At 58.4% G+C, this 24,048-nt stretch carries 23 protein-coding genes; 10 read left to right on the forward strand and 13 right to left on the reverse strand.

The window, feature by feature from the left end; genetic code table 11:
* Window positions 1–165: 165 nt before the first annotated feature.
* The 4 genes from FHS75_RS16765 (at window position 166) to FHS75_RS16780 (ending at window position 5,529) form a co-directional block, all read left to right on the forward strand.
* A complete protein-coding gene (locus tag FHS75_RS16765) occupies window positions 166–960 on the forward strand; it encodes a hypothetical protein (RefSeq protein ID WP_179408799.1) in 795 nt (264 codons plus the stop codon).
* Between the two features lie 240 nt (window positions 961–1,200).
* Window positions 1,201–3,111 (forward strand): glycosyltransferase family 2 protein, encoded by a 1,911-nt coding sequence (locus tag FHS75_RS16770; RefSeq protein ID WP_179408800.1) that lies wholly within the window; start codon window positions 1,201–1,203, stop codon window positions 3,109–3,111.
* A gap of 67 nt (window positions 3,112–3,178) precedes the next feature.
* Entirely contained in the window at window positions 3,179–4,261 is a 1,083-nt protein-coding gene (locus FHS75_RS16775) for a glycosyltransferase family 4 protein (RefSeq protein WP_179408801.1), read from the forward strand.
* Window positions 4,262–4,347: 86 nt separating this feature from the next.
* On the forward strand, window positions 4,348–5,529 hold the full coding sequence (locus tag FHS75_RS16780) for a glycosyltransferase (RefSeq protein WP_179408802.1): 1,182 nt from the start codon (window positions 4,348–4,350) through the stop codon (window positions 5,527–5,529).
* Window positions 5,530–5,586: 57 nt separating this feature from the next.
* Here FHS75_RS16780 and FHS75_RS16785 read toward each other — a convergent pair whose 3' ends face one another.
* Window positions 5,587–6,558, reverse strand: a complete 972-nt coding sequence (locus FHS75_RS16785) for a glycosyltransferase family 61 protein (protein WP_179408803.1) — start codon at window positions 6,556–6,558, stop codon at window positions 5,587–5,589.
* A gap of 45 nt (window positions 6,559–6,603) precedes the next feature.
* Here FHS75_RS16785 and FHS75_RS16790 point away from each other — a divergent pair, with 45 nt between their 5' ends.
* Entirely contained in the window at window positions 6,604–6,906 is a 303-nt protein-coding gene (locus FHS75_RS16790; protein ID WP_179408804.1) for a hypothetical protein, read from the forward strand.
* Between the two features lie 77 nt (window positions 6,907–6,983).
* Here FHS75_RS16790 and FHS75_RS16795 read toward each other — a convergent pair whose 3' ends face one another.
* From FHS75_RS16795 to FHS75_RS16820, 6 genes are all read right to left on the reverse strand, one after another.
* Window positions 6,984–7,664 (reverse strand): hypothetical protein, encoded by a 681-nt coding sequence (locus tag FHS75_RS16795; protein ID WP_179408805.1) that lies wholly within the window; start codon window positions 7,662–7,664, stop codon window positions 6,984–6,986.
* Between the two features lie 141 nt (window positions 7,665–7,805).
* Entirely contained in the window at window positions 7,806–9,950 is a 2,145-nt protein-coding gene (locus FHS75_RS16800; RefSeq protein ID WP_179408806.1) for a family 16 glycosylhydrolase, read from the reverse strand.
* A gap of 380 nt (window positions 9,951–10,330) precedes the next feature.
* Window positions 10,331–11,095 carry an alpha/beta fold hydrolase gene (locus FHS75_RS16805; protein ID WP_179408807.1) on the reverse strand — a complete coding sequence of 255 codons (765 nt, stop codon included), beginning with the start codon at window positions 11,093–11,095 and terminating at the stop codon, window positions 10,331–10,333.
* 51 nt (window positions 11,096–11,146) lie between these two features.
* A complete protein-coding gene (locus FHS75_RS16810; protein ID WP_179408808.1) occupies window positions 11,147–11,440 on the reverse strand; it encodes a DUF1330 domain-containing protein in 294 nt (97 codons plus the stop codon).
* Window positions 11,441–11,475: 35 nt separating this feature from the next.
* Window positions 11,476–12,198 carry an alpha/beta fold hydrolase gene (locus FHS75_RS16815; RefSeq protein ID WP_179408809.1) on the reverse strand — a complete coding sequence of 241 codons (723 nt, stop codon included), beginning with the start codon at window positions 12,196–12,198 and terminating at the stop codon, window positions 11,476–11,478.
* Between the two features lie 54 nt (window positions 12,199–12,252).
* Window positions 12,253–12,756: an amidohydrolase family protein gene (locus tag FHS75_RS16820; protein WP_229735716.1), complete on the reverse strand. Its 504-nt coding sequence runs from the start codon at window positions 12,754–12,756 to the stop codon at window positions 12,253–12,255.
* A 36-nt stretch (window positions 12,757–12,792) separates the two neighbouring features.
* Here FHS75_RS16820 and FHS75_RS16825 point away from each other — a divergent pair, with 36 nt between their 5' ends.
* The 4 genes from FHS75_RS16825 (at window position 12,793) to FHS75_RS16840 (ending at window position 16,361) form a co-directional block, all read left to right on the forward strand.
* A complete protein-coding gene (locus FHS75_RS16825) occupies window positions 12,793–14,205 on the forward strand; it encodes a TonB-dependent receptor (protein ID WP_179408810.1) in 1,413 nt (470 codons plus the stop codon).
* 82 nt (window positions 14,206–14,287) lie between these two features.
* A complete protein-coding gene (locus tag FHS75_RS16830) occupies window positions 14,288–15,154 on the forward strand; it encodes an alpha/beta hydrolase (protein WP_179408811.1) in 867 nt (288 codons plus the stop codon).
* A 60-nt stretch (window positions 15,155–15,214) separates the two neighbouring features.
* Window positions 15,215–15,919: a GntR family transcriptional regulator gene (locus FHS75_RS16835; RefSeq protein ID WP_179408812.1), complete on the forward strand. Its 705-nt coding sequence runs from the start codon at window positions 15,215–15,217 to the stop codon at window positions 15,917–15,919.
* 187 nt (window positions 15,920–16,106) lie between these two features.
* Window positions 16,107–16,361, forward strand: coding sequence for a transposase (locus tag FHS75_RS16840; RefSeq protein WP_268234558.1), 255 nt, complete (start codon window positions 16,107–16,109; stop codon window positions 16,359–16,361).
* Between the two features lie 1,010 nt (window positions 16,362–17,371).
* Here the strand turns inward: FHS75_RS16840 and FHS75_RS18295 are convergent.
* Entirely contained in the window at window positions 17,372–18,247 is an 876-nt protein-coding gene (locus FHS75_RS18295) for an IS1595 family transposase (protein ID WP_373285052.1), read from the reverse strand.
* A 5-nt stretch (window positions 18,248–18,252) separates the two neighbouring features.
* A complete protein-coding gene (locus FHS75_RS18300; RefSeq protein ID WP_179408815.1) occupies window positions 18,253–19,113 on the reverse strand; it encodes a transposase in 861 nt (286 codons plus the stop codon).
* Window positions 19,114–19,650: 537 nt separating this feature from the next.
* Here FHS75_RS18300 and FHS75_RS16855 point away from each other — a divergent pair.
* On the forward strand, window positions 19,651–20,160 hold the full coding sequence (locus tag FHS75_RS16855; protein ID WP_179408816.1) for a helix-turn-helix domain-containing protein: 510 nt from the start codon (window positions 19,651–19,653) through the stop codon (window positions 20,158–20,160).
* Window positions 20,161–20,219: 59 nt separating this feature from the next.
* Here FHS75_RS16855 and FHS75_RS16860 read toward each other — a convergent pair whose 3' ends face one another.
* From FHS75_RS16860 to FHS75_RS16875, 4 genes are read right to left on the reverse strand one after another with little or no spacing between them, the layout of a single operon-like run.
* On the reverse strand, window positions 20,220–20,441 hold the full coding sequence (locus FHS75_RS16860) for a hypothetical protein (protein ID WP_179408817.1): 222 nt from the start codon (window positions 20,439–20,441) through the stop codon (window positions 20,220–20,222).
* Window positions 20,429–21,094 carry a TadE/TadG family type IV pilus assembly protein gene (locus tag FHS75_RS16865; RefSeq protein WP_179408818.1) on the reverse strand — a complete coding sequence of 222 codons (666 nt, stop codon included), beginning with the start codon at window positions 21,092–21,094 and terminating at the stop codon, window positions 20,429–20,431. Before FHS75_RS16865 ends, FHS75_RS16860 begins: the two co-directional genes overlap by 13 nt.
* Complete coding sequence (locus FHS75_RS16870) at window positions 21,079–21,711, reverse strand: TadE/TadG family type IV pilus assembly protein (protein ID WP_229735717.1); 633 nt, start codon at window positions 21,709–21,711, stop codon at window positions 21,079–21,081. Before FHS75_RS16870 ends, FHS75_RS16865 begins: the two co-directional genes overlap by 16 nt.
* On the reverse strand, window positions 21,708–23,543 hold the full coding sequence (locus FHS75_RS16875) for a pilus assembly protein TadG-related protein (RefSeq protein WP_179408819.1): 1,836 nt from the start codon (window positions 23,541–23,543) through the stop codon (window positions 21,708–21,710). The genes FHS75_RS16870 and FHS75_RS16875 overlap by 4 nt, the downstream gene beginning before the upstream one ends.
* Window positions 23,544–24,048: the final 505 nt, after the last annotated feature.

The raw sequence follows: 24,048 nt of genomic DNA on the forward strand, positions 1-24,048 counted from the left end.
TCCGGTTCCGCTTCGCTACACCTGCGGTCAGCCATGGCGCCGGAGACAACTATGCACTAACAATCAAACCGGACCACTCAATGGGGGCCGCTCATGCCCAAGACGGCGTCGACTTTTCTGCAGGAAAGGATTTTTCCGTGCCTCGAAGACCGGATTGTGATCTCGATGCCCGAAAATCGGTATTTCGATCCCGGCATGGGGGAGCGGCTGCTCGCACAGGTCTTTCGGCGCAGCGAAACTGTCTGGAAATATGAAGCAGACGAAGTTTTCCGCGAGCTTTTCGGCAGGGACTGGATTGAAGACAGGCGCGACATCGTCGTTTCCGATGAAGCAATAGGGCGTACGGCTTCGCGCCACGGGCTTCTCAAGGCACATCTTGCCGCTCTGAAGGCGGCGACCGAGGAACGGGGCATTTCGCGGATAAAGCTTCTCTGCCTCGTCAGGCGGCAGGATCACTGGCTCGCGTCCCACTACGCCCAGGTTTCGGACCGCAGCGAGAATCCCGGTCAGTCCGATTTCGAACACCTGATCGACAAGATCGCCGATCCACGCGCCGAGCGGTTCACCTTCGGCGCGCTTCTCGATTACGCTGCCATCGAGCAAGCCGTGTCGGAATCTCTGGGTCCCGAAAGCCTCGTGCTCATCCCGATGGAGTGGATGAACGTACACGAGGCCGCATTCCAAAATGCGATCGCCGGCTTTCTTGAGATCGAGCCCGACGCCCTCGCTTGGGACTGCACGGTTCGCGACAACAAACGTAGCACAGGCCATGATCGATGGCAGCTTCGCAAAGCAGCCGGCGGGATCGGAAGATTGATTGGCAAAGCGGGCTCGAAGCCGGAACAGATCGAACTGAAACCGGAGCTGTCGCGAAGGATTCTCGATATCTACCGCGCGCCGAACCTTGAAACCGAGCGGTTGCGGGGGCTTGATCTTCAGGAGCTCGGCTATCTCCCGTGAACACTTGCCCTTCGGCAAGTTGCTCCGGCGCCGCATGTCCCGGAGGAACCGACCATTGCGTACGGCGTTAGCCAGATGAAGCATCGGAGCGGATGCACCTCGGCGGTTCCCGCGCGATCCGTCCGCAACGCGCCGCCGGGGCGAAACCGCCGCGATCGTGGCCCTTTACAACGACTGTTGGACGACTTTGAAAACCAACCGTAAAACTCATCGAATGCGGCGTTCGTCGTGGCGAGTGCCATGACTGGCCGACCACAAGTCTCGGTTGTGGTGCCGTGCTTCAACGGCGAGAAGTTCCTGCGCGCTACACTTCAGTCGGTGTTGCGCCAGACCGAGGCTCCTCTGGAGATCATCGTTGCCGACAACGGCTCAACCGATGAAAGCCGCCGGGTAGCCTTCGAAACCGACCCATCGGTTGTAGTTCTCGATGTTCCCGAGCGGGGAGCATCGATCGCGCGAATTGCCGGAGCGAAGTTCGCACGCGGCGACGCGATCATGTTCCTCGACGCCGACGATCTCATCGCGCCGGATACGCTCGCGGCGATGGTCGACGTGCTTCAAGACAAGCCCGGTTCCATCGCTCGATGTCCTTGGCGTCGTTATGTCCCAGCATCAGAGGGTTGGCGCGTAATGCCGGCGTCGTGTCCCCCGCATCCGGGAGGCGTCGACGACCTCACGGCCTGGCTTTCCGGCTGGTATCACCCTCCCTGCTCGATCCTTTGGTCGCGGAGCGCCTATCATTCTTCCGGCGGGTGGGACCCCGACATCTCGGTCAACGACGATGGCGACATCGTTATGCGCGCACTCGTCGCGGGCGTCAGACTGGTTCGAAGCGATCTTGGCACCGGATACTACCGGCGATTACCCGAGGACATGGAGTCGCTGTCGTCAAAGCAAAATACGCACGGCGGTGTCCTATCGCGCATACGGGTCCTCGAGAAGATTGCGGCGGACCTCGCCAGCAAGCATGATCTGGACCAATACCGGCATGCGCTGAACCTGGCAGTCGACAGCGTGCTGTCTGACGCCCGAAACTTTTCCGATTTGCTCCAGCGGTGCATTCGCCTGAAAGAGGCGCTCTCCGATGAACTTGTTGGGGCAGATGTCCCCTCCCACGCCAAACCTCATGCCGATGTGGACGCCGAAGCGGTTCAGCACGCTCCTCCGCAATCGAAGGATTTCACCCGGCCAAGTGTGAGCGTGATCATACCGACATATAACCGGGCATCGATCGTCGGGCGCGCTATCGAGAGCGTTCTTGGACAAGACCATGCCAACTTCGAACTGCTCGTCGTGGACGACTGCTCCACCGACGACACCCTCGACATGCTCGAGAAGGTCAGAGACCCGCGGATGAGGATTCTGCGCCAACCCCGGAATGCCGGGGTAGCCGCGGCGCGAAATCGCGGGATGCGGGAGGCCAGGGGCGAGCTAATCGCATTTCTCGATTCCGATGACGAATGGTTGCAGGGAAAGCTTTCCGCCCAGGTAAGGCTCATGGCAGGCAGGCCCGAAATCGGGCTAACCTATACCGGCGTCGAGCACTTTCTGCCCGGCGGGGTCGTCAGTATCGACCTGCCGGGCCATCGCGGCTGGCTGTTCGAAACGCTGCTTGTCAGAAACGTGGTGCATGGAGCCGGATCGAATGCGATGATCCGTCGCGACGTGGTCGAGACGATCGGCTATTTCGACGAGAAGTATCCCGCAATCGAAGACTACGACTTCTGGGTCCGGCTTGCGCGCTTCTTCGCGATCGACGCCGTCGATGCCCCCTTGATCCGTTACTACGACGACACGGATGGCGCCGAGACCGGCGCGGTACGTCGCTCGCGGCACTTCGAGCGAAACATGAAGGCCCGACGGATGTTCTACGACCGGTTCCGCATGGATATGAGAAGGGCCGGTGTCGAAACCGACTTCCTGCTCGACAGCATCCGCCGACACCTCGAATCCCCCGACGGGGACGCCGCCGCTGCTGCCAGTCTGGGTGCGAAGGCACTGAAAGCGAAACCACGCGAATGGCGAGCGATCGCATGGCCAGCGGCCTGTCTTCTACCGCGCTCTGCCAGGTTGGGCGTGCGGGCCGCGTATCGCGTGGCATTCAAGGCTCTCGCAAGGCGACCGGAGACCCGGGGGCTAGGTGCGCACTGACATGTCCGAAAGCGCGCGCGCAAACCGGCTTGTGCATACGCGCCCGAGGACCGGTCGGCACGACCACATGGGCCGTGTGCTTCTCTATTCCCCGGTGGATGCCACTATCGCAGGCGGCGTGCAGACCGTGGTGGGCGCACTTGCCGGAGAACTCGACCGAAATGGGTATTCCCCGGAAACGATCTGGGGAGCGCCTCCCGGTCGCGCCGTGGCGGGCAAGTCGATCCAGCACCTTTTCGCGCGTCCAGATGCCGGACGGCGGACCCACCTGCCTTCGTTGCTAAAAACGGCGCGGATGTTGATCGGTACGCAGACATCGATCGTGAACGTCCATTATCTGACGCCCGCCGCGCACAATTTCCTCTTCCTTCGGCGCATCTTCGGCCACCGGGTAGTGATCAGCGTTCACGGCAGCGATTTGCTGAACCCGGACGGGCAGGAGGCGGAGATGCTGCCTGAGATGCTTTCGCAGGCGGACGCCGTCACAGCGGTTTCTCCGGAACTGCGAGACCGGGCATCGCAACTTGCGAACATACCTGCTGGTTCTATCCGCGTGATCAGCAACGGCATCGACACCGATTTCTGGGCACCCGGCGATGGCGAACGCCCCTCGATCGCGGCCCCGCATTTCGTCGCCGTCGGGCGATTGGAGCCGGTCAAGGGTTTCGATATCCTGCTCGAGGCGATCGCCTCCGCCCGACGGCAGGGCCTGGGCGCCACTGCATCCGTCATCGGCGAAGGCAGCCAGCGCGACAATCTTGTCGAAAAAGCCCGCATCCTTGGCATCTCGGACAGGATTACATTTCCTGGAAGGATGTCGCCCGAAGAAATCAGGGCTGAACTACGTAACGCTTCGGCGTTCGTCCTCTCGTCGAGAAGGGAAGGTCTGCCGCTGTCGGTACTCGAGGCGATGGCTTGTGGGACGCCATGCGTTGCGACCGACGTGGGAGGGGTGGCCGACGCGATTGCGGATGGCGGCATCATCGTCCCGCCGGATAACCCCGATGCGCTGGCCGAAGCGTTTGGCGCGTGCGTCGAGCGTTCGGAACGTCATGCGCAGCTCTCGAGGCGCGCTCGCATCAGGGCTTACGATTTCTCGATCAGGTCGATGGCCGAGGCCTACGGACAGGTCTTTCGCGCGCTCAGCTAACTCGCGACACACGCGCGCCTTCAATCGATATGCAAGCGCGCAAGGGGAACCAACCGCCCTGCCAGTCATTCGACCTGTGCAGCCTCATGACAGACGCGATCTCCTTCATAGTTCCGACATTCAACAGGGCGGAGTTTCTGCATGAATGTCTCGATTCCATTCTTTCCGAGGCGGGACCGGACGACGAGGTGCTGGTCGTCGACGACGGCTCGACCGACCACACAGCCGCGGTTCTTGCCGAATTCGCCCCTCGAGTGAAGTCGATTTCTCTCGAGAATGGCGGGAAGGCGCGCGCATTGAATATCGCCCTTTCCAAGACCGACAAGCCGCTGGTCTGGATCGTGGACGACGACGATGTTCTTGCTCCCGGCGGGCGCACCAGGCTGATGCAGGGATTCGCCTCCCACCGGAGCGTCGACTTCACTTATGGCCGCTACCTGCGCTTTCGGTCCACGAATGGAGAGCGGCAATTCGAACACACGGGCTATTGGAGACCTTGCCGGCCCGACGAGCTCCTTCCAGCTACGCTCGAGGACATGTTCGTCCATCAACCGGGCATGCTGGTACGCAGGACGCTTTACGAGCAAGTAGGTCCCTTCGACGAGGATCTGGACCGGTCGGTGGATTATGAAATGCTGATCCGCCTCGCCCGATGCGCAACCCCGTTCGGTACCGACGAGGTCGTATTCTATCAGCGACAGCACGATGGAGAGCGCGGCTCCGCGTCGATGCGAATCAAGGCCGAGCAACGCGACAAGTCGTGGTTGTCGCACGATGCCGAGATCGTGCGCAAATTGCGGGGCGACCTCGATCTTGCCGAATACCTGCCCGGACGCTCGATCGGGTCCCGCAGGGACCGTCGGCTCGCGCTGATTCAGCGCGCTACGGTCATGATGCGAAAGGGCCTTACCGCGCTCGCATTCGACGATTTTCGCCAAGCAGCCGCTGTTACTGTCGCACGGTTGAACGAAACGGAGACCGAAACCGCCAAGCGAGCCCTCGGCTCCAAATATGGCGCCGAGACGGTCGATCGCGACCGCATGTTTCTCTCCGGGCTGGTCCGCCTAGAGCAGCAGTCCGACGTCGGACGAGAACTGGCGGATGCGATCCGTTCAGGTCTGCTATGGCGGATCAAGCATTCGATCGTGTCCGGCCAGATCGCGCGCGGACTCAGCTATGCGACCGCAGCGGGCAATCTTAAGATCGCATCGTTGCGCAACCGGTTGCGCAGCCACCCGGGCCGAAACTGCTCTGGCCGCAAGACCTAGATTGCCACAATTGCGTTGGCCGAAAGAGTCCGGGGCCAAAAGAGTCCGGCGTTCAGGCTAGGCAGCATCCATGGAGCGACACATCTCGGCTAGCCCGTGTCGCACGGCATCTGCATCGACCTCCATGTCGCGAAAATTTTCGGGTCCGCCACCGACGGGTCTTGTCCCGACAATTCCGTATCGATGGCCCATCGCACAAGCCAGCGCATAGAAATTCGGGTTGGGAAAGCCCAGCCAGGCCATCTCGAACACATGTGTGCCGGACGGGCAGAAGATCATGTTGGTGAGGCCTGCACCATGCGGCGCGGCAAGGGCTTCGGCTTCCGCCATCATTTCGACCTGCGATACGAAGGACACATCTTCCATATCGTACCGCTGGAAGCCTGCCGCTTCGAACAGGGGCCAGACTTCATCCTCGTTCACCAAGCGTCGTACCTTCGCCTTGCGGCGGCTGATGTAGATCCGACGCCCTTTGCCACGGCCTTGCGCGCTGGCTGTCATCCGCTCGCGCACAGGCCTCAGCAACTCGCCGCGGAACCTATCAGTCCCGACGACTGTCAGCGTGCCGACTTTCAGAACCTCGCCCGGCCTGAACCGCTGGTGATCGGCAGGATCAAGTCCGAGCATTTCGAGGGATGCCTGCATCGTCCCGGTCAGCTTTTCCGGCAGAAGAATGCTTGCCGAGCGTCCCTCTCGCGTGAGGAGACTAAGCTTGGGCAGATGGGCCGAAAGCCAGTGCGAATGGTTGTCGTACACGCGTTCGCAGACCCACGTGGCTTGTGCCAGCCTGCGTACCGGTGGTGACGAGCGCATGTGCTCTGCGTGCAGGTTCCGAAACCGGATTTCCCGCATTTCAAGAGACTTTCCATCCTTTGTCAGGATTGCAGGATAGAATTCGCCCTCGCCGTCAATACAGGTGACCACGGTGGCGTCGGGTATGGTGGCGATGAACGTCTCGCCTTTCGGCCGGCTGGGCACATCGCGCATCGAATAGCCCCACCAGCCGGCATCGTCGGGAAGATCCTGCAAGCTACCCACATTGAATGGCAAAGGATTGTCGGCGCGAGCGGCAGGATGGATGACCTCGAACCCTGCTGCTTCGCCTTTCGACCTGACTTCCTCTACGTGCCGCGCCGCAGTGGTGGTCTTGCAGTGTCGATACCCGACGAGCGCGGGCGGCAGCCCGGCATCTACGGCCAGTTCGCAAGCACTACGGGCAACGCGGCGCAAGGGAGCAAGGGTGGCCTTCGGATCGATGCGGGTATGCGATTCCTGGTTTTGCAAGCACTTACCTCAAAGTTGTCGGAGGATCGCTCGCAATTTGAACATGCGGTGCGCACGGCGAAGCGAGCCCTGCCCCAGAAACCATTTCGGTGAACTGATGTTCCGTGCAGCTGCTTGCCCCGCATTGCCGATCCGTAAGGCCGCACTCTGGATATTTCTTTGCCAAGGGGTCAGCGGAAGGCAACGTTCACCTCGTCGCGATGGTCCGTCACGTACCGCAGCAGACCGTACTGGAACATCACCAGTCCCGAGAACTCCAGTGCTTCTTCGATCGCGGTCCAGATACTGTATTCGAAGTGCCTCCCATCGATTTTTTCGTCGAGCAGGGAATTGTACATCTCGATCCCGATCGAGCCGCCGAGGAAAAGCACTGCCGCCAGGCCGAAGCGATAGCGGGACTTGCCGGGAAGCGCGAAATACCAGCGCGCGAGGATCAGGGCCAGCAAGCCGACCGCGGGAATCCCGACCAGCGTCCAGCTATAGTTGAATACCCCGCCAAGATTGCCGGCAGCAGGAACAACGCGCTCGAGCACCTTGCCACTCAATTCGTGAAGCATGGCGACCTCGTCCAGCGACAGGACGATGAAGACGAACGCCAGGAATTGCCAGCTCCGCTTGTACCGGGACGCGGCGTCTGTAGTCGCCGAGAGCAGCAACAGGATCGAGCATGAAAGCAGGAGCATCGACGCAAGGTATGTCGGGATGCTGCTATCGCTGGCGAGCGAGAACCTGGTCGCCACCCGCCGCGATGTTTCGCCGGGTCCGGAAACCAGGAACAGGTCGGCGGCGAAACCAAAAATCCAGACGACGACCACGATCAGGCAGGTAAGCCGCGTTACCTTTCCGCTCACAATCGTGAGATATAGTCGGCCATGATCCTTGTCTCCACTACCGGTGGATCGAAGTCGCGCGTGGTCGTCGCAATAATCGTAGTTGGAAGAACGGATATCCATGCCTCTCTGGCTTGCCCGTAACAGGAGGATCACTTCCTATCACAAAATGAATGCGCTTGCGTCCAACTCCGTTATTGTAACATTTTCGAGGAACAGAGCCTGTTCTCCGCTCAGCCGGATCACAAGATCCCCCCCGAATTGCTCGGTATTCGACATCACTTCTTCGAAATGGGTAAAATCGAAATCCGAAAGGTCGATTTTGTCGTGGTTCCCAGGCTCGAGCGAGAAGTCGAGGATGACATCGTTGCCTTCACCTGCCCGAATACGGAAGATGTCGGCACCTTCCCCACCCCGCAGGGTATCGTTCCCCCGGCCACCGTCCAGAGAATTGAAAGGCGCATCCGAACCCTGAACGAAATTCGCCCGGTCATTTCCCAGCGCGTGCCGGGACCAGAAACCGTTCAGTTGAAGATCCCTTTCGTCTTCCTCCATCCGATAGGACCAGTCGTAAGTCTGGGTGATTTCGAAAGGAAGGCGGACCTCGAAATCGCTCGGCTCGATCCTTTCGAAACCTTCGGACCGCAGCGCGAACGGACCCTCGGGCGGCTGCGAATAGACACGGACGTAATCGACGTCGAACGCTTGCGGAAATGCTTCGGAATCAAGCAGGTTCGCTGCTTCGGTAAGCGCAAGACCGAAAAGGATGAACATCGGCTCGTCGTGATCGGCCAATGTTGGGGAAGACGCTACCTTCGACCCGTCGAGATACCATGTGACCTGGTCTTCGCTCCAGTCGATCCCGTAAGTGTGAAAGTCGTCCGACAGACCCTCGCGAGGAAAGTAGTCGATGAAGGCATCCCCTTCGCCAGAGAAAAGACCTGCCTGAAGCTGTTCGGGATTGCGAACGGCGCGAAAGACATCGATGCCGGGAGGCCAGTCACCGTCAAGGGGATGCAGCGATACGAAAGGCACGAGGCCCTCGCCCTCGGGAACCCTGGCGCGAATTTCGAAATAGCCGTACTGGAAGCCGAATGAGTTGTGCGAACTCAGCAAGCCCGATGAAAAGTCGAACGATTGGTACTCAGGCACGTCATCCGGAATAGGGCCGGCCGAAATCGACAGGATACCGTTTTCAATCGCGAACGGATCAATCCGTCCAGCGGTAAGATCCGAATCGACGTAGATTTGTCGCTCGCCCTCTTCGGGGAAAGTCCGGTCTCCCCAATAATGCGTCGTTTCCCAGAAACCCGCCTGGTCGCCGGAAAAAGAAAGCTCGGTAAAGTCATCTTCGAAAAGAAGGTCGTAGCCTGCAGCTTCCGGCCTGAATTCGAGTGGTCGCGCCTCGGTCGTAATGACCTGCCCGCCAATCTCCAGAGCGTTCGCGTTTTCGGCTACGGCAAGTATCCGAATGTCGTCATGGGCAAACCGGATCGTGATCCCATCCGGGCCGGCGGGAAGTTCCAACCTGATCCCCGGACCCCGCAATACCGCCGACGAGCCCTCCCGGTGCACGGTGAAGTCCTGAGCAGCGCCATCCACGACGATCATGTCGCCACCACGATTGAAGGAGGGGTCGAAGGTTACCTCGCCCTCTTCGATGTAGACCCTCTCTTCACCGGATGTACCGACGATCCTGAATGTCCCGTCGAGTTGAACGGCACCCTGCTCAGCCAGGTAAACCGTCGCGGAGCCAGCAAGAGGGCCTTGCAGTCCGGCTACGGCTTCGACTGGCGCAGAGATCGCTGACACCTCCGCCACGATCTCCTGATTGCCAAGCAGGATCGCGGCTTCGTTCACGTCGTAGCGCAGTGTTCGAGAACCGTCCGCGAAGGCCAGCTCGATGCCTGCATCCCCGACGGGCACGACGATGTTCGTGAGATCCCTGGCCAGGACGACAGAAGAGCCCGAGAGTTTCGCGGTCCATTCGGTTGCCTCTCCTTCGAACCGAAGGGTGTCTCCGCCCCGGTTGAAGGACGCGTCAAGTCTGACTGTGCCGGCGACGAGGGGGAATACCAGATCCTGCGGCGCCGAGGTTCCGACGACCCGTCCCGTGCCACCGAGGGTGCCGACGAAGTTATCCGAAAGGATCGCGCGCCAGGCCCCGTTACTACCTGGACTTTCGTCCGGTTCGGCAGCGGCCAGCGGCTCGATCGCAACCGCCTTCGAAACCAGTCCCGGCAACCTCTCATGATTTTTATAAGGCATTCTAACGAAACGAAAGCAACGTGACGCAGTTCCCGCCAACGCGCGACCATCATTGCACCCAAGACCCCCTGATATCATGGCTTCAGGGTGCCCGCGTCCGCATTCTCCTGCCTCTATAAGGGCGGGCCACCCCGAAATCTCGTGATGGTAGAGCCCTGTTTTATGAGAATGGCATCACACATCGAATTCCGCGTGGTCTTCAAAATGGGCTAACCATCACCTGAAGTACTCGCAAACGACGCAAGTGGGCTCGCATTTCGTGCCCTACCCCCTGTCAGTTATCGAACATCTGGGGAGAGATCGGCAACTGCCATTATCGAGCCGGAAGCGGACTGTCAGGCTTCTTGCTGGGATCGTGACAAACCTGTCGTTCAATCGATCCCTTTGGCGGCCTCGGCGCCATACCGGCACACCCCATTCTAACGCGGGGTATGCGTCTGCAGAAACTCGCGGATCAGTTTTTCCGTTGGTGCCGGACTGGTTGCCTTCGTCCAGTCGCGATCGAGACGGGCATTGGGTACGTGTGTGCTGATTTCCTCGGCGGTGATCATCGGGTGATACGCATCGTCATATGCTGGCAGGATGAGCATCGGGACATCGCAACTTTGCAGGAATTCTCGCGTCACCGAAAATGCAAATTCTTGCTCAAAATCTTTGGCGAACAGGTTCTCGCCCACGGCCATGATATTTTCCATGGATGAGCCCGGTCGCTCGGCAAGAAGTTGCTCAGCATAACCTCTATAGAGTTCCAGGCTTGCTCCGGGATCGTCAGGCCGCACGCCCATGCCGTTCATCACCACGACCGACGTCACGCGCTCGGGGACGAGTTTGCACAGTTCGAGCGCAAAGGTCGCGCCGATGCTGCTGCCCCAGACGTGGAAGGTTTCGAACCCAGCCGCGTCCATTGCCGCAATTTGATCGCGCGCGAAGTCCTCCCAGCCATAGGTCGGCTGAATCGGTGCGAAGGAGCGGCCCATTGCGTTGCGCTGGTCCATCGCCACCATCGTGAAGGTCGATGCAAATTCCACGAGTGGATTGAAGCGGAACGCCGGCTCCATCTTGACATGGCGATACCAGGAATCAATGCGCGAGTTCATGAAGCCGGAAGCTAGCAAAAGCAGCGGATAGCCCCTGCCGCTCACTTCGTAGTAGATCTCCGCATCGCCGTTTTGCGCAAAAGGCATCGTCGTTCCATGGTTGCAAAAAAGGAGCGGCAGGACTCTCGCTATGCCCGTTCAATCGGAAACATCGAGGCAGATCATGAACTTGATGTCCGTGCTGGCGTGGCGAATATCATTCTTCGCCTGATAATCGGGTGAATTATACCAGGCTTTCAGGGTCTCGACATCCTTGAATTCAAGCACACCGAACCGGCTGGCTGGAGCCTCGCCCTCAAGTACTTCGAACGCGTCCGACATGGTACGGACCTTGATGCCGTACTCGTCGATCGTGTGCGCGGTGGCGTCCTGGTATTCGGCGTAACCTTCCGGATTGGTCACGTCGAACGACGTAATCAGGAATGCGGGCATTTCAAATTCTCCATTCTTCAAAGGGTATCGCCAGCCTACTCGACCAGAATAGCGTGCAGATCTTCCGGGCGGTCGACCATGATATTGTGGCCGCATTCGATTTCCCGGAATTCAATGCGTTCGTCGGCCCTTGCCGCATCCCACAGCTCAGTCATTGGGTTTTCCGATCCGGTTCCAGCGACATAGACAAGGCTATCGGCATCGCGCCATGCGCCGGTCAGGCTGGTCTTCTCGGTGAAGGTCCTGAACGGCTGCGCACCCAAGTGGCGGTCCACCCAATCGCTGTCGGCCTGGTCGCGCAACTGGAACTGCGCTGCGGGCGGGGCGGGGACGTATTCGCCGTTGCCGTATTCGCCGTTGCCGTATTCGCGGACAGCCGTCTCGATGCCTTCGCGCACGGCATGGCCCGAGGACAGATCGAGTACGGACATGCCGTCTATCGGCACGAATGCGTCGAGCAGCACGAGCTTGGCAATGCGATCGGGCATCTGGTCGGCGACCTGCCCGACGACAAGCCCGGCATAACTGTGGCCGCAGAGCGTCACGTCGCTCAGCTCATAACTCTCGATAAGCATGGTGATGTCACGCACATGAGTGGTCAGCGAAATGTCGGGGCTCAGCAGGTGCGCGCGATCGCCCAGGCCGGTCAGGCTCGGCGTGAAGACATCGTGGCCCTCGCTGCGCAGCAGCCGGGCACTGCGCTGCCAAACCCAACCGCCATGCCATGCGCCATGCACAAGAATGAATGGTCTGCTCATTCGTGGCCCTTCCTCGGCCTGCTCTCGGGGCGTGGCCCCATGGCGTTGCGGCGCTCAGGCATCGGGTATCGCCAGATCGTAAACCCTTGCGGCCGTCTTCGAGAAGATTGCGTCCTTTTCATCCTCGGAACAGCTGGCAGTGATGCGCTTGTAGGCGTTGGAGAGGCGCACAAAGCTGCCTGAGCGGTTCGTTGGCAGGTCGCTGTTGAACATGCAGCGATCCGCACCGAACAGCTCTATGGCAGTCTCGACATAAGGACGCCATTCGTCCGCCAGTTGTTCGGACGAGAACGCAGGCTCGGCCATGAACGAATTGAACCCGCTGATGTAACTGCCTAGCCCGCCCACCTTCATGACGATGTTCTCGTGTTCAGCGAGGGACGCCATACCGGCGTGCCAGTTCGGGAATTCGTCCTCCCGCTTTCCCGCGAAGCGGCCAATGCCGACCGGAACGGCAAGATGCTCTACCACGATCGGAGTGCTGGGGAATCGCCCCGCGAGGTCGGCCACTTCCATCATTTGCGGGGCCAGCACAAATGCGTCGAAGACCAGCCCCATCGAATCCAGGACGACAAAACCAGCGTGGAGGGCGTAGTGCCGCTGGGTATCGCGAACGGCTTCAGCCCGCCGGAAGATCCACGCGACACCGCCGGCGTCGGGCCTGATCGCCTGCTCAAGACTTACGGACTTGCCGCGCAGATCGACTGGGATCTCGACGACAACCTCAAGCTCACGTCGCTATCGAGCTACCGCGCCGTCGATCATACGATCATTACCAACAACGATGGCCTGCCCTCCCGCTATTCGAACGCGACGCAGATCGATGATGGCCGTCAGTTCAGCCTGGAAATCCGCCTGCTTGGCGATTTCGACAAGCTGCAGCTGATCGTCGGCGGCTATTATTTCCACGAAAAGGCCGAGGCCGTTCTCGAAGTAAACATGTCGGGCTTCATCTTTGGCCTCGATATGGAAGCCATCTTTGGCGTTCCACCAGAAACCTGGATTCAGGGTTACTGGGCCGGGGGCGATGTAAAGACGGACGCAACCGCGCTGTTCGGTCAGGCGTCCTACGAGTTATCGCCCGGCCTTAAGCTCACCGTGGGCGGGCGCTACAGCCACGAGAAGAAGACGGTAGACGAACAGGCACAGTTCGACTTCACCCGCGTCTACGATCCGAATAATCCGATCATTCCGTTCGGGACGCAGATGGATTCGGACACGGCATCGTCGTTCGACCCGAAGATCGCGCTTGAGTACAAGTTCAGCGACAACGTCTTCGCCTATGCATCGTGGTCCAAGGGTTTCAAGAGCGGCGGTTATAACGTCGGCGGTCTGCAGGCTCCGTTTCGTCCGGAAGAGATTACCGACTACGAACTGGGCATCAAGACCGACCTTCTTGACAATCGCCTGCGGATAAATCTGTCGGGTTTCTGGTACGATTACAAAGACCTGCAGGTCAGCGTAATCCGAAACACTGCGCTGTTGACCGAGAACGCGGCGACTGCTGAGCTCAAGGGCATCGAGCTGGAATTTGCCGCCGCGCCCTCGCCGCAGCTGCGGCTTTCAGGTTCGTTCTCGTACCTCGACGGCAAGTACAAGAACTACATCACGGAAAACCCGACCCGACCCGGAGAGCCCGCGCAGAACCTTGCCGGCAACCGGCTCAGCTACAGCCCGCGCTACATTGCGGACGGAGAAATCGCCTATACGGTTCCGGTCGGTGATGACGATCTCACGCTCAGCACGCGGGCAAAATACTCGTCGAAGGTCTATTTCACGCAGTTCAACAACGACCGGATGAGCGAGGACGGACAGGTCGTGGTCGATGCCTTCCTTGATTACGAGTTCAACGATGCCGGGCTGAAGATCGGTGCTTTCGTGAAAAACCTGTTCGACGAGCAGTACTTCGTGACTGCGCTCGAGGGGCCGTTCTGGATCGGCTTCCCGCGCGACGTGGTCTACAATCCGCCGCGCACATTCGGCATCGAAGTCAGGAAGACATTCTGATTGTCGGACCGAAGTCGTTCGCGCCCGGCCAATCTGGCCGGCGCGAGGCCTTCCCGGGCCTGAAGTGGTGAGGAATGGGCAGATGAGCGATGCAACGGGTCGGGGGACGGCAGGCTCGCAAGAGCTCGCTTTCGAGGCGCCGCTAACACTTTATCCATCTCCCACGACCGAGTTCGCCGAAGAGCCGGAATACATCGACGAATCTTTCGGCAAACCAGCGATCCGCAATGTCCTCGTGCCAACACTTACACCAATCTTCCCATCGGGCGGTGACGCTACCGGGGCCGCTGTCATCGTCGCTCCGGGTGGCGGCTTCCAGTTCCTCTTTGCCGAAAGCGAGGGCTACGAAGTCGCCCGCCGCCTTGCCGCACGGGACGTCACCGCTTTCGTGCTCAAGTACCGTGTCGAGCCTTCTCCATCTGACCCGTTGAAAGCAGACCGGATCATTGCCCGGCGGCTGCAATACCTTGGCGATATCGACAAGCGCTTTTCGCTGGTCACCGAGGCTGAAGCGGCAGCGATTGAGGATGGGGCAGCGGCAGTCCGGCTGGTTCGCGAAAACGCTGAGCGCTGGCAGATCGATCCCTCGCGCGTCGGTTTCCTGGGCTTTGCCGCCGGCGGCCTGATCGCTTGCGGACTGACCGACGCTCCGGAGCGATCCCGACCCGATTTTCTCGGCATTATCTATGCTTTTTTGCGCCGCGATATCCCGGCAAGCGCCCCCCCAGCGTTCATCGCGGCGGCGGCAGATGATCACCTGCTGGAGGACAGGCCGATCCGGATGTATCAGGCCTGGCTCGCAGCGAATCGCCCGGCTGAACTGCATCTCTACGAAACAGGCGGACATGACTTCGCCAGCAAGGATTCGGCTCCATGCAGCCGACACTGGATTGACGCGTTTGTTTCATGGATTCGCTCACGGAGGATGGACAATGGCCCTGTCCGATAGGAAGAACACATCTTCGGCATTCCCCGATTGCCGGGAACAGCAGAGGCCAGCGCTTCCGATATGACCGCCACGAATGTGACATATGAGCGCAAGCAAGCCGCCAATGGTCGTGTCGACAAGGCTTCGAACGGTGGGACGCGCGAACATATCGTCGAAGACATCATTCGCAGGCTCTACAGCAACGAACTGGCCCCCGGCCATCGATTGCAGGAGCCGCAACTGGCCGCCGAATACGATGTCAGCCGAGGTCCCATTAGAGAGGCGCTCTACGCGCTTGCAGCTATGGGAGTAGTGGAAATCAAGGCGCAGAAGGGCGCGCAGATCCGGGTCCTGAGCCTTGAGGAAGCAATCGACGCGCTGCTGGTTTCGCAACAATTGGCGGGCTTTGCCGCACGCACTGCCGCCATGGAGGACTATGATACGCCGCAAGGCCACCGCTTCGCGGCTTTCATTGACAGATTGAGCGAATTCCCTGCCGATGCCGATACCAACCAGACATCGGACTTGCGCGAGGAATTCTTCGACGTGCTTACCGCGTTGGCCAACAACAAGGAACTTCGCCGCATTCTCTCGGCTGTGCAGATCCACCTGATCCGCACCCAGTACAATTTCCTTTTGCGTGAAATCGATCCGTTCCGCGTCAGTGACTATCGCCGGATCGGCAGTGCCGTGCTGGCAAAGGAGCCCCGAAAGGCCGAAACTTTAGCGCGCGCGCACATTGAAAGAGCCATCAAGAAACTGCGCGCCTTCGGCGCGCCTGATTGATCGGAATTCATGCCAGCCGTAGACAGGCTGACTGCAAGCGATCCGAATTCCCTTGCTGCAGGCCTTGAAAGCGAACCACGGCTTTCAGACAAGCTCGGATTGAAAGCAACTGATTGGATTTAGGGCGCAAGGTGGTCCAGTTTTAAAGTCAGAGAACCGGCTATTTGTGGCTTGAAAGGAGCTTTGAATAGCACGGAAGAGATACACGCCGGAGCAGATCATCGGGATGTTGCGGGAGGCCGAGGTTCGTCTCCCGCGCGGGAGACGATCGGTGATCGTCCGATCCTTGGGGGTATCGGAAAAGAGCTATTGCCGCTGGCGGCGTGAGTATGGCGGGCAGAAAATCAGCCAGGCGAAGCGGCTCGAGGATTTGGAGAAGGAGAACCAGCGGCTCCGGAAGGCGGTCTCCTACCTGCCACTCGACGCATGGATCCATCGCTGATTTTCCTAGCATTCTTGTAAGATATCGTCGGATTTATTGAAGAGCGTCTGGTGATAGTTTTGATAACAGGGATCATCGCTGGCATTGTTGGGTTCCTCGTAGGCTTTCAAGCCAGCTTCATCCAATCCACCACCCTGTCTCTTGTGTCGGCAGCAATACTGTTAGCGGTCGCGCCGGCCCAAGAACGTGACCGTGCTGGCCGAGTACTATCACTCATCGCTGTCATATCTTGCGGAATGTCAGAGCGACTGGCGCCCTCAAAACTGTACCTCCTAAGCGCAATCTGGGCTGATGATACGCCCGATGGGGAGATCCGGTCCTATCAGAAGCGCTATCCAGCCCCGCCGAACCAGGCGAACGAACCCGCGAAATGCGGCGCTTGATGGCGAAGGGGAAAGATGACGTCGTGACCGCGCGGGTCAATGGCGGTGGAGGAAGTCAGCTGCGAACCGCTATCTTCTTTGGGCAAATTATATACCAGACTGCTCCCAAATTGGGCTGCAATGCTGAAGCTGGTTCATCTAGGCCCCGTCGACAAAAGCTCCGTGGGATTCCAAAAATCGCCACGCGCTGATTCAAGGCTGCTTCTCGCGGGGGCAGACATGAGTATGGGTATCTGATGGACGATGTTCGAGAAGAAATCGGTCCGCTGCTGCCTTCTGAGCGCGGTCGCTAGGCACGGCGAGCAGGCAATGACCGGCGCTTTCTCAATGCATGCTCCACGTCCTGCGGGTGGGCGCTGCCCGCGGACAAAAGAAATGACGGGAACGCTTTCGCGAGACCATGCTGATCCGGGGCATTCTCCCCGATCATCCCGCCGCGCTCGAACTGCAAGGAGCCCGAGCATCCCGACAATCACCTCTGTGTTTCGCAACCATATCAAACGCTGGTTCGACAAGTTCAGCATGCGCCATGTCAAGATCGAGTTGTCCTTTGCCAGCTTGCTCAACCTCGCAAGCTTCCGCGTATGGCCAAGTCTTTCGTTAACAAACCTAGCTTCGCTCGTATCACTAGCGAATGTCGGGGAAAGAGGATATCATCTTCAAAAACATGTCCTCTCCTTTTCTGCTACAGTCGTAGCGATACTCAGCTTCTTTCAAATAGCTTATCACGTTCTCCATTGAGACTCTTTTGTACGTAGTCCGAAAATATCGCTTCAGATATGACCAATAGGAGTCAATTCCGCAGGTGTTGTTACCATTGCCGTCGACCCAAATACCCTTTGAGTGGGTTATACGCGCATGTTGGTATCCGCGTGACGAGAGGGAAGCATAACTTGCGAAGTCATCAGTTATAATATTAACCCGCCTATCAACCAGTTGACATATATTTTCAATTATACTGTCCTTCGATCTGTCTCGCAAGGGAAACGTCATGATGCCTTCTCTGCTCCAAATTCCCATTACAAGAACGCTACTGCTATTACCAGAAATGTCTACCACATTTTTAAGAATGGTTTCATCAATTTGAACTGAATACGACGGATTACTGAATATTCTCGCCTGACCTATTCTTAAGCAGGCAATGTGGCGCCTTATCGAATGACCCAGACGCCAAGCAGCCTTATGGGAGATCGACAAATGCCTTTCCAGAAAATGGGCAGGAGTTCCCCTTGGCATATTCGCGAAAAGCAGCATTGCGTAAAACCAAACACGGGGAGCGATGCGTGAATGATGCAGCATCGTATTAGCCATTGGACGGACCACAACACCACACTGGTAGCATGAAGCGACCTTATGGTTCGATTTCAACCATACTGAATTCGCCACGCCACACCGATTGCAAACCCTATCGACACCAAATTTCGTATCGAGGATGTGATTAAGGCACGAAAGATCGTCAGGAAACCTGCGCACGAACTCCCATATGCTCGTAGCCTCAACCATCGGACTCACGTAATCTGTGGAAATATTGACAGCAAGTCTGATAATATCTTATCAGGATATCCACGCCTGTTGTACCTGAATTCAAATTCACCGAGATATATCTGAATATATTTTCTGTTTATATGCAGATGATTTCTACGTATGGTCCGCTTAAGTGCCAACCAATAACTGGCGAGAGGGTCGGCTCTTGTCGCGAAAAGTATTTGCTCGATTTTCAAATTCCGTATCCGTGAAAGCTTGTGATTTGCTAACAACTCTTCGAGCTTTGCATCCTGGACATAAACGAGCGATCCGTGTTGGATCCTGCTAATCAACTTCGTGATTGTTCCTGCCCTGCGAGCGTAATTCCATGGAACCGATGCGGCTGCATCTCGATCGGCAATCCCCAGCAGCCGTATCCTTCCCTTACCGGGTACGTTGGTGGTCCGGATGCCTCGCAAGAGCGTTTCGTTCATGTAGACAGCTTTACTGCACGCGGGATCACCGAACGTCCGTTCCTGATCGATCGCCGTCATATGTCGTCTGATCTGGTTGCCCACTCGCCAAGCCGCCGACTCGCTTATGCCGAGGTGCCTGGAAAGAAACCTGCCGCCAATTCCCGAAGAGCACGTGGAAAAATGGTAAATAGCGTAAAACCAATATTTAAGGGGAATTTTCGAGTTGTGGAAAAGCGTATTGGCCATGGGCGACAGGGAATGTAAGCAGCAAGAGCTTCTATAGGACCTCACTCCTTTAATGCGATACCAATTTGCGCGGCGCCCGCATTTTGGGCAAGCAGCCTTATCCCCAAATCGAGCTGCAAATAAATGCTCCAGACAAGCCTCATCCTCAGAAAATCTTTCAAGATATTGCAATGCCGATGGCATGGACAAGCTTCTCCTTTTGCGTAAAAACTTCTAGCTGTATGAAACGGTAAGGGAAGAGGAGTACGGGTCCATTTGCGCAGATCTGACCCATTGTCTCAATCGAGTATGGTCGCCGGCAGGGGTACCACGTTGTGAACTGCCGATAAGATCAAAGAAGCGGCAGTTCAGCTCGCACGGCGCGCGCATTCCAACACGCAAGTTCCATGCACGCCGCTTTCCACACCATCCCGCAAACAGACCTGCAACCGCTTCCCCGCGCTGCACTGCCGTATCCGGTCAGGTCAATCAGACCAGCACAGACCGATCCGCTCGCGCCGGTACCACGGGATCGCAAGACCACGACAGACACCTGCCCCGAACGCGGCTGAAATCTTCGTGGACCGAAACCACACAGATCAGACCGGCATGTGCACGAAGACCGTTGCCTCCCGCCCCGCCATGACAAAAGGGCGCAACGCCCATAGCCGCGACATGAGCCAGCAAGACCCGAAACCAGCGTGACCAACCCCCTGCAATCAGAAGGCACCGTAGTCGAGCATGACCTCACCCAAAGAGCTTCGCGAAATCGTGGAAAGATTGTCCAAACTCGCCGAAGACATCGAGACGGAAGTCGGTCAGTTGCGGGCAAGACGCCACGCGCGCGATGCTGCTCCTCAAGGCAAAGCACAGGAACGCGATCCGTACGCGGAGAGACTGAACCTGCTGTCCACAGCCTATGCCGAAAGCCGTTCACGGCAAGTCCGCACGCGATACATAAGACCCCAGCTACTCGGAGAGCCCGCCTGGGATATACTTGTCGACCTCCTTATCAATGAACTGAACGACAAGAGGGTATCCGTCACCAGCGCCTGCATCGCCTCGCAGGTTCCTGCAACCACAGCCTTGCGCTGGCTGACGCTCCTCGAACGCGATAACCTGGTAAAGCGGGAAAAGGCTAACGGCGACAAGCGGCGTCGCTGGATCTCGCTTACGGTCGAGGGGCGTCGCGCAATCACCGAAGCATTGCGTCACTCACCGAACTATCCTGGCAACCGCTGGCCGAGTTGAACCCGACGGACAGAGCGTCCGGAGTCAAGACCGGCGCGAGACGACAGGGACGCGACCGCTCATTTTCCGGTCCCTCGCGCTGTGTTCAGCTTTCGCCTGCAGTAGATTTCCGCCGCTTCGGCGGCCCGGTGCGGCACGAGTTCATACTCGGCCCTCTCGAGCGGCTCGGCATAGGCTCGCTGGCACTGCGCCTGCGGTGCATAAGTCCAGGCATAGAATACGCCTGATGCTCCTCCAATTACGGCAAGCGATGCCAGTATCGGCAATTCTAGCTTTGACAATTGCTGCTCCCTCCGGTTCCGGTCACCCCTGGCGTCAGATTGCGATCATCGCGAATCTCGAATGCCGCTTCCTGCTGGAACATCTGGTTGCCCACGAACATGTCGCCGAACAGACCCTGATACTCGTAAAAGACCTCGGCATACATAACCGCAGTGTTGTTTCGCGCCTGTATCTTCTGGCCCGTCCGGCCCATTCCGTCGAAATCGCCGTCGGTCCCCGTTCCGGCAGGGCCGTACTTCGATTGCTTCTCAAGACCGCCCTTGCACCGTTGCCAATGAATGTACTGCCTCCCCGAGAACGGATGTCGTTCGAGACTGGAAAGGACAATCCTGCCGCTGCCGGCAAGATCGAGGCCTGAACCCTGCTGCATCGCACCGGAGAGCACGGATTCGATTTCCGATTCCGAAACCGTAGGGGTGATGCTGCTGTTGTCTGTCTGTCCCAGGCGCGACGCATTGTCGGCGACCGCCATTGCCACCTGGCTTACCTGCATGTTGACCATCGCCATGTTCGCCACTTCAGCACCGAACATTCCGAGCGTGATGAATATCGGGAGAACGAGTGCGAATTCTATCGTGGCGTTGCCGCCACGACAGCGCAAGAATGCGCGTGAACCCTCACCCAGCCGGGAGCGCTTCAGGGATCCACGCATGTGCCCACATCCGATCCGTAATCGTCCTGATTGGCAAACGGCTGGTTCTTCTTCACCGCAGATGCCGAGACCACGCGCAGTCCGTCATCGCGCGTGGTATAGGGCACCGGGAATACCGGCTTGTAGGTGACCTCAACCCGGTAGACGACGACGTCGTTCGCACCGCCATTGCCGTCTTCCCCGATATCCGGATCCCAGAAACCACTTCCGTTCTCGTCGGTGAAATTCTCATCGTTATCGCAGGTACCGTTGCCATTTGCGTCGTTCCATTGCTCCGGCCGGCCGATATCCGAAAAATCGAAGTAGCTCGATCGGCTGCTCCGGACATCCGCCTTTGGCAGGACATGCCGAATCGCGTTCCTGACCTTGGCATCGGCCGTCGCCGTATTGGCGCCTTCGAGCGATGAGTTGCGAGCTGCCTTCTCGACAGCCCCGCGCAAGACTGCTTGCCCGTATGCATACTGGGCGATGTCCAGAATACCCATGACCATCGACAGGAATACAGGTGCAACGAGTGCAAACTCGACGGCGACAGCGCCGTGCGTTTCGCCAAGGCAGCGCCGAAGCCATTTCGGCGATCTCGTGACCGATGACCGGAAGGCTCTGCGCAAGATCACTGGATGATCCTCAGTTCGCCAACCTGCTTGGCAATCTCCTGGAATGCCTCGTCGAGTTCCTCGGCGTCGTCGGCAGTGAACGAGCTGTTGTCGGATGCACAGGTGCGCAGGTCATTTGACAGACCAGAGGTAAATGCGATGGCCCAGATTCGAATGCCCTTGGCCTTGATTGCACGGCAGATCGCCAGGAAGCGTGATGTGTGGCGGCTCGCCTGGTTGCTATAGCCATTATCAGTGACGCGCCGGTCAAAGTATTCGATCCCGTATGCCGACTGGATCGTATAGCTTGGCTCCATCACGCCATCGGTCATGAAGATGATGTGGCGTGCGACTTCGGCACCGTTGTCGGGATCGGTATTGACGTTGTCGGCAAAGATGCCCTGCGGCGAACTCAGCCGTGCGCCCCACAGCATGCCGATATCGAGATAGGTCGAACCTTCTGCGGTGAGCGAGTTCGCATAGGCATCGAAGGCAGACTCATCCATCTCCGAGAGAAGTCTTGCACGGGCAGGGCAATAGGATGATGCCCGCGTTCCGTTGCTGGTCGTGCTCGTGGTGTAATAGCCGGAACCGTTCCAGCGTCGATAGGCCACTTCGGGCCACATCGGGGCCCACTTGGTGGCGTCGTTCGAAGTATCGGGCGCGCTATCGATATCGAGATCGAATGCCCCTCCCGGCGACATTCCGGACACGGACGAATAGGAGAAGCTCGATGCCGAAACGGTCTGGCGTTCCTCGATGCAGCCTTCCCATATCGAGGATTCCCAGACGGGGTTGCCGGAGTAGTCGCTGCCAGTAAGCGTACTGGCCGTTGAAAAGGTCTTGTACGAGGCGAGGTCGTACGTCACCGGCTTGTATTCCCAGGCAACGAAGGTTCCGCTGCCGTCGGTCGTGTACTCGCCGTCTTGTACGACGTTGCGATATTCGTATCGCCAGCGTGAAATCGCACTGCCATAATAGGTCGAGCAGTCGTAGACGCGTCTGCGTTGCTGCTGGGTTTGCACGGGGTTTCCGCCGGAAGTGCTCTGGCTCGGGCTGCCGTAATCTTCCCAGGATGTCGCCGAACCCGGACATCCCCACGCCCAGGAAGACCAGTTGCCCGAGGAGGTTCCGCCCGAGACGGTCGGCTCCCCCCAGCTTATGAAGATCGCCTGCCTTGACTGGATCGTTCGCGATGCAACCAGATAATCCGGATCGAGGTCCGAAATCAGTTGACCCACGTTGACCGATGAGCTGTACGGAACAAATCCGTAGCGAATTCGCGCGTTCGACCCGCTCGTCGCGCCCGCGAGCGTATCATAGAAGTTCGTCATGGCCGTACGAAGCGCTTCGATGCGGGTGTCGAATGTACCTGACAGGTTGCTGTTCATCGACCCTGTCGTGTCGAGGACCATGACGACATCGCTGTTGCCGACGCCCATGGTCGCCGTACAGGCGACCGCGAAATCGAAGTTGTCGAAGCCGAAGATCTTCATGATTGCCGTATCGACCCGTGCAGTCGCGGTGCCTGCGACGGTATTTCCGTTATCGCTCGAGTCCGATGTGAAACTGACCGAGTCCGCTTCGTAGGCATCTGGATCGAAATTGGTCGCGAAATACGAGTCAGCGACATCTTCGGCATGACTGTCGTAGCCATTGGTTGTGATGGCCCGGCGACCGGCTAGAACCGCAGAATCGCAGGCTGCCTGGAGCCGGTTCTGGGCCCGATAGCCGCGGCTCATGTCGACAGCCCCGCCCATGACAGCGGCCGCCACGAAAATCGCAGCTCCGGCTATCGGAAAAACGTTGCCCCGAATGTCACCGGCTAAACGTCGGGTCAGCCCTTGAGCCATTGTCCCACCTGGTTATTTGTCGACCAGGGACCCGGTTACCCAGCTTGGGTAAAAATAAGGTTAGAGGTGCGCCTTGGATCCACACACGCAAAAAGTTGATGACAAGGATTTAAATACACATGCCAGGAATTCACTATGGTTTATCCTGATCAACTCAATAAATTCCCCGAATTCCAAGTACTTGACCTCTCTCTACTTAACTGACCTGGAGCCTGGATCGGGATGCCGTGGCGCACGGGGGCGCGAACCGAAAATTGCTGAACTGCGGAAAGAAGTCTGCTTGCCAGCCAATGCCTTGCACCGCCCGACAGGTTGTGAGTGCCGGACGCAAGACCGCCGTGGCCCCGGCTCGCCAGTTGCCGGTCCTGTCCGCATGACCACTCCTCGCGGTGCCATTCGAGTGCTTTGGAGCCCGCGCGCGGTCTGAACTATCCATTTGTTCAAGCGATCATAGCCAGCGCCGCTTGGAAATACTTGGACCGGATTCCGACGGCGAAAATTGAAA

Source organism: Novosphingobium marinum, from assembly GCF_013408095.1.
In the GTDB taxonomy this organism is placed as follows: Bacteria; Pseudomonadota; Alphaproteobacteria; order Sphingomonadales; family Sphingomonadaceae; genus Novosphingobium; species Novosphingobium marinum.

Coding starts and splice junctions, on each gene's coding strand:
- FHS75_RS16805 (WP_179408807.1), bottom strand. CDS start 11,095: ATGCCTTTTGCGCAAAACGGCGATGCGGAGATCTACTACGAAGTGAGC.
- FHS75_RS16820 (WP_229735716.1), bottom strand. CDS start 12,756: ATGGGGCTGGTCTTCGACGCATTTGTGCTGGCCCCGCAAATGATGGAA.
- FHS75_RS16765 (WP_179408799.1), top strand. CDS start 166: ATGCCCGAAAATCGGTATTTCGATCCCGGCATGGGGGAGCGGCTGCTC.
- FHS75_RS18295 (WP_373285052.1), bottom strand. CDS start 18,247: ATGGTTGAGGCTACGAGCATATGGGAGTTCGTGCGCAGGTTTCCTGAC.
- FHS75_RS18300 (WP_179408815.1), bottom strand. CDS start 19,113: ATGCCATCGGCATTGCAATATCTTGAAAGATTTTCTGAGGATGAGGCT.
- FHS75_RS16810 (WP_179408808.1), bottom strand. CDS start 11,440: ATGCCCGCATTCCTGATTACGTCGTTCGACGTGACCAATCCGGAAGGT.
- FHS75_RS16815 (WP_179408809.1), bottom strand. CDS start 12,198: ATGAGCAGACCATTCATTCTTGTGCATGGCGCATGGCATGGCGGTTGG.
- FHS75_RS16865 (WP_179408818.1), bottom strand. CDS start 21,094: ATGCGTGGATCCCTGAAGCGCTCCCGGCTGGGTGAGGGTTCACGCGCA.
- FHS75_RS16780 (WP_179408802.1), top strand. CDS start 4,348: ATGACAGACGCGATCTCCTTCATAGTTCCGACATTCAACAGGGCGGAG.
- FHS75_RS16875 (WP_179408819.1), bottom strand. CDS start 23,543: ATGGCTCAAGGGCTGACCCGACGTTTAGCCGGTGACATTCGGGGCAAC.
- FHS75_RS16830 (WP_179408811.1), top strand. CDS start 14,288: ATGAGCGATGCAACGGGTCGGGGGACGGCAGGCTCGCAAGAGCTCGCT.
- FHS75_RS16790 (WP_179408804.1), top strand. CDS start 6,604: ATGGATGACCTCGAACCCTGCTGCTTCGCCTTTCGACCTGACTTCCTC.
- FHS75_RS16770 (WP_179408800.1), top strand. CDS start 1,201: ATGACTGGCCGACCACAAGTCTCGGTTGTGGTGCCGTGCTTCAACGGC.
- FHS75_RS16855 (WP_179408816.1), top strand. CDS start 19,651: ATGACCTCACCCAAAGAGCTTCGCGAAATCGTGGAAAGATTGTCCAAA.
- FHS75_RS16835 (WP_179408812.1), top strand. CDS start 15,215: ATGACCGCCACGAATGTGACATATGAGCGCAAGCAAGCCGCCAATGGT.
- FHS75_RS16775 (WP_179408801.1), top strand. CDS start 3,179: ATGGGCCGTGTGCTTCTCTATTCCCCGGTGGATGCCACTATCGCAGGC.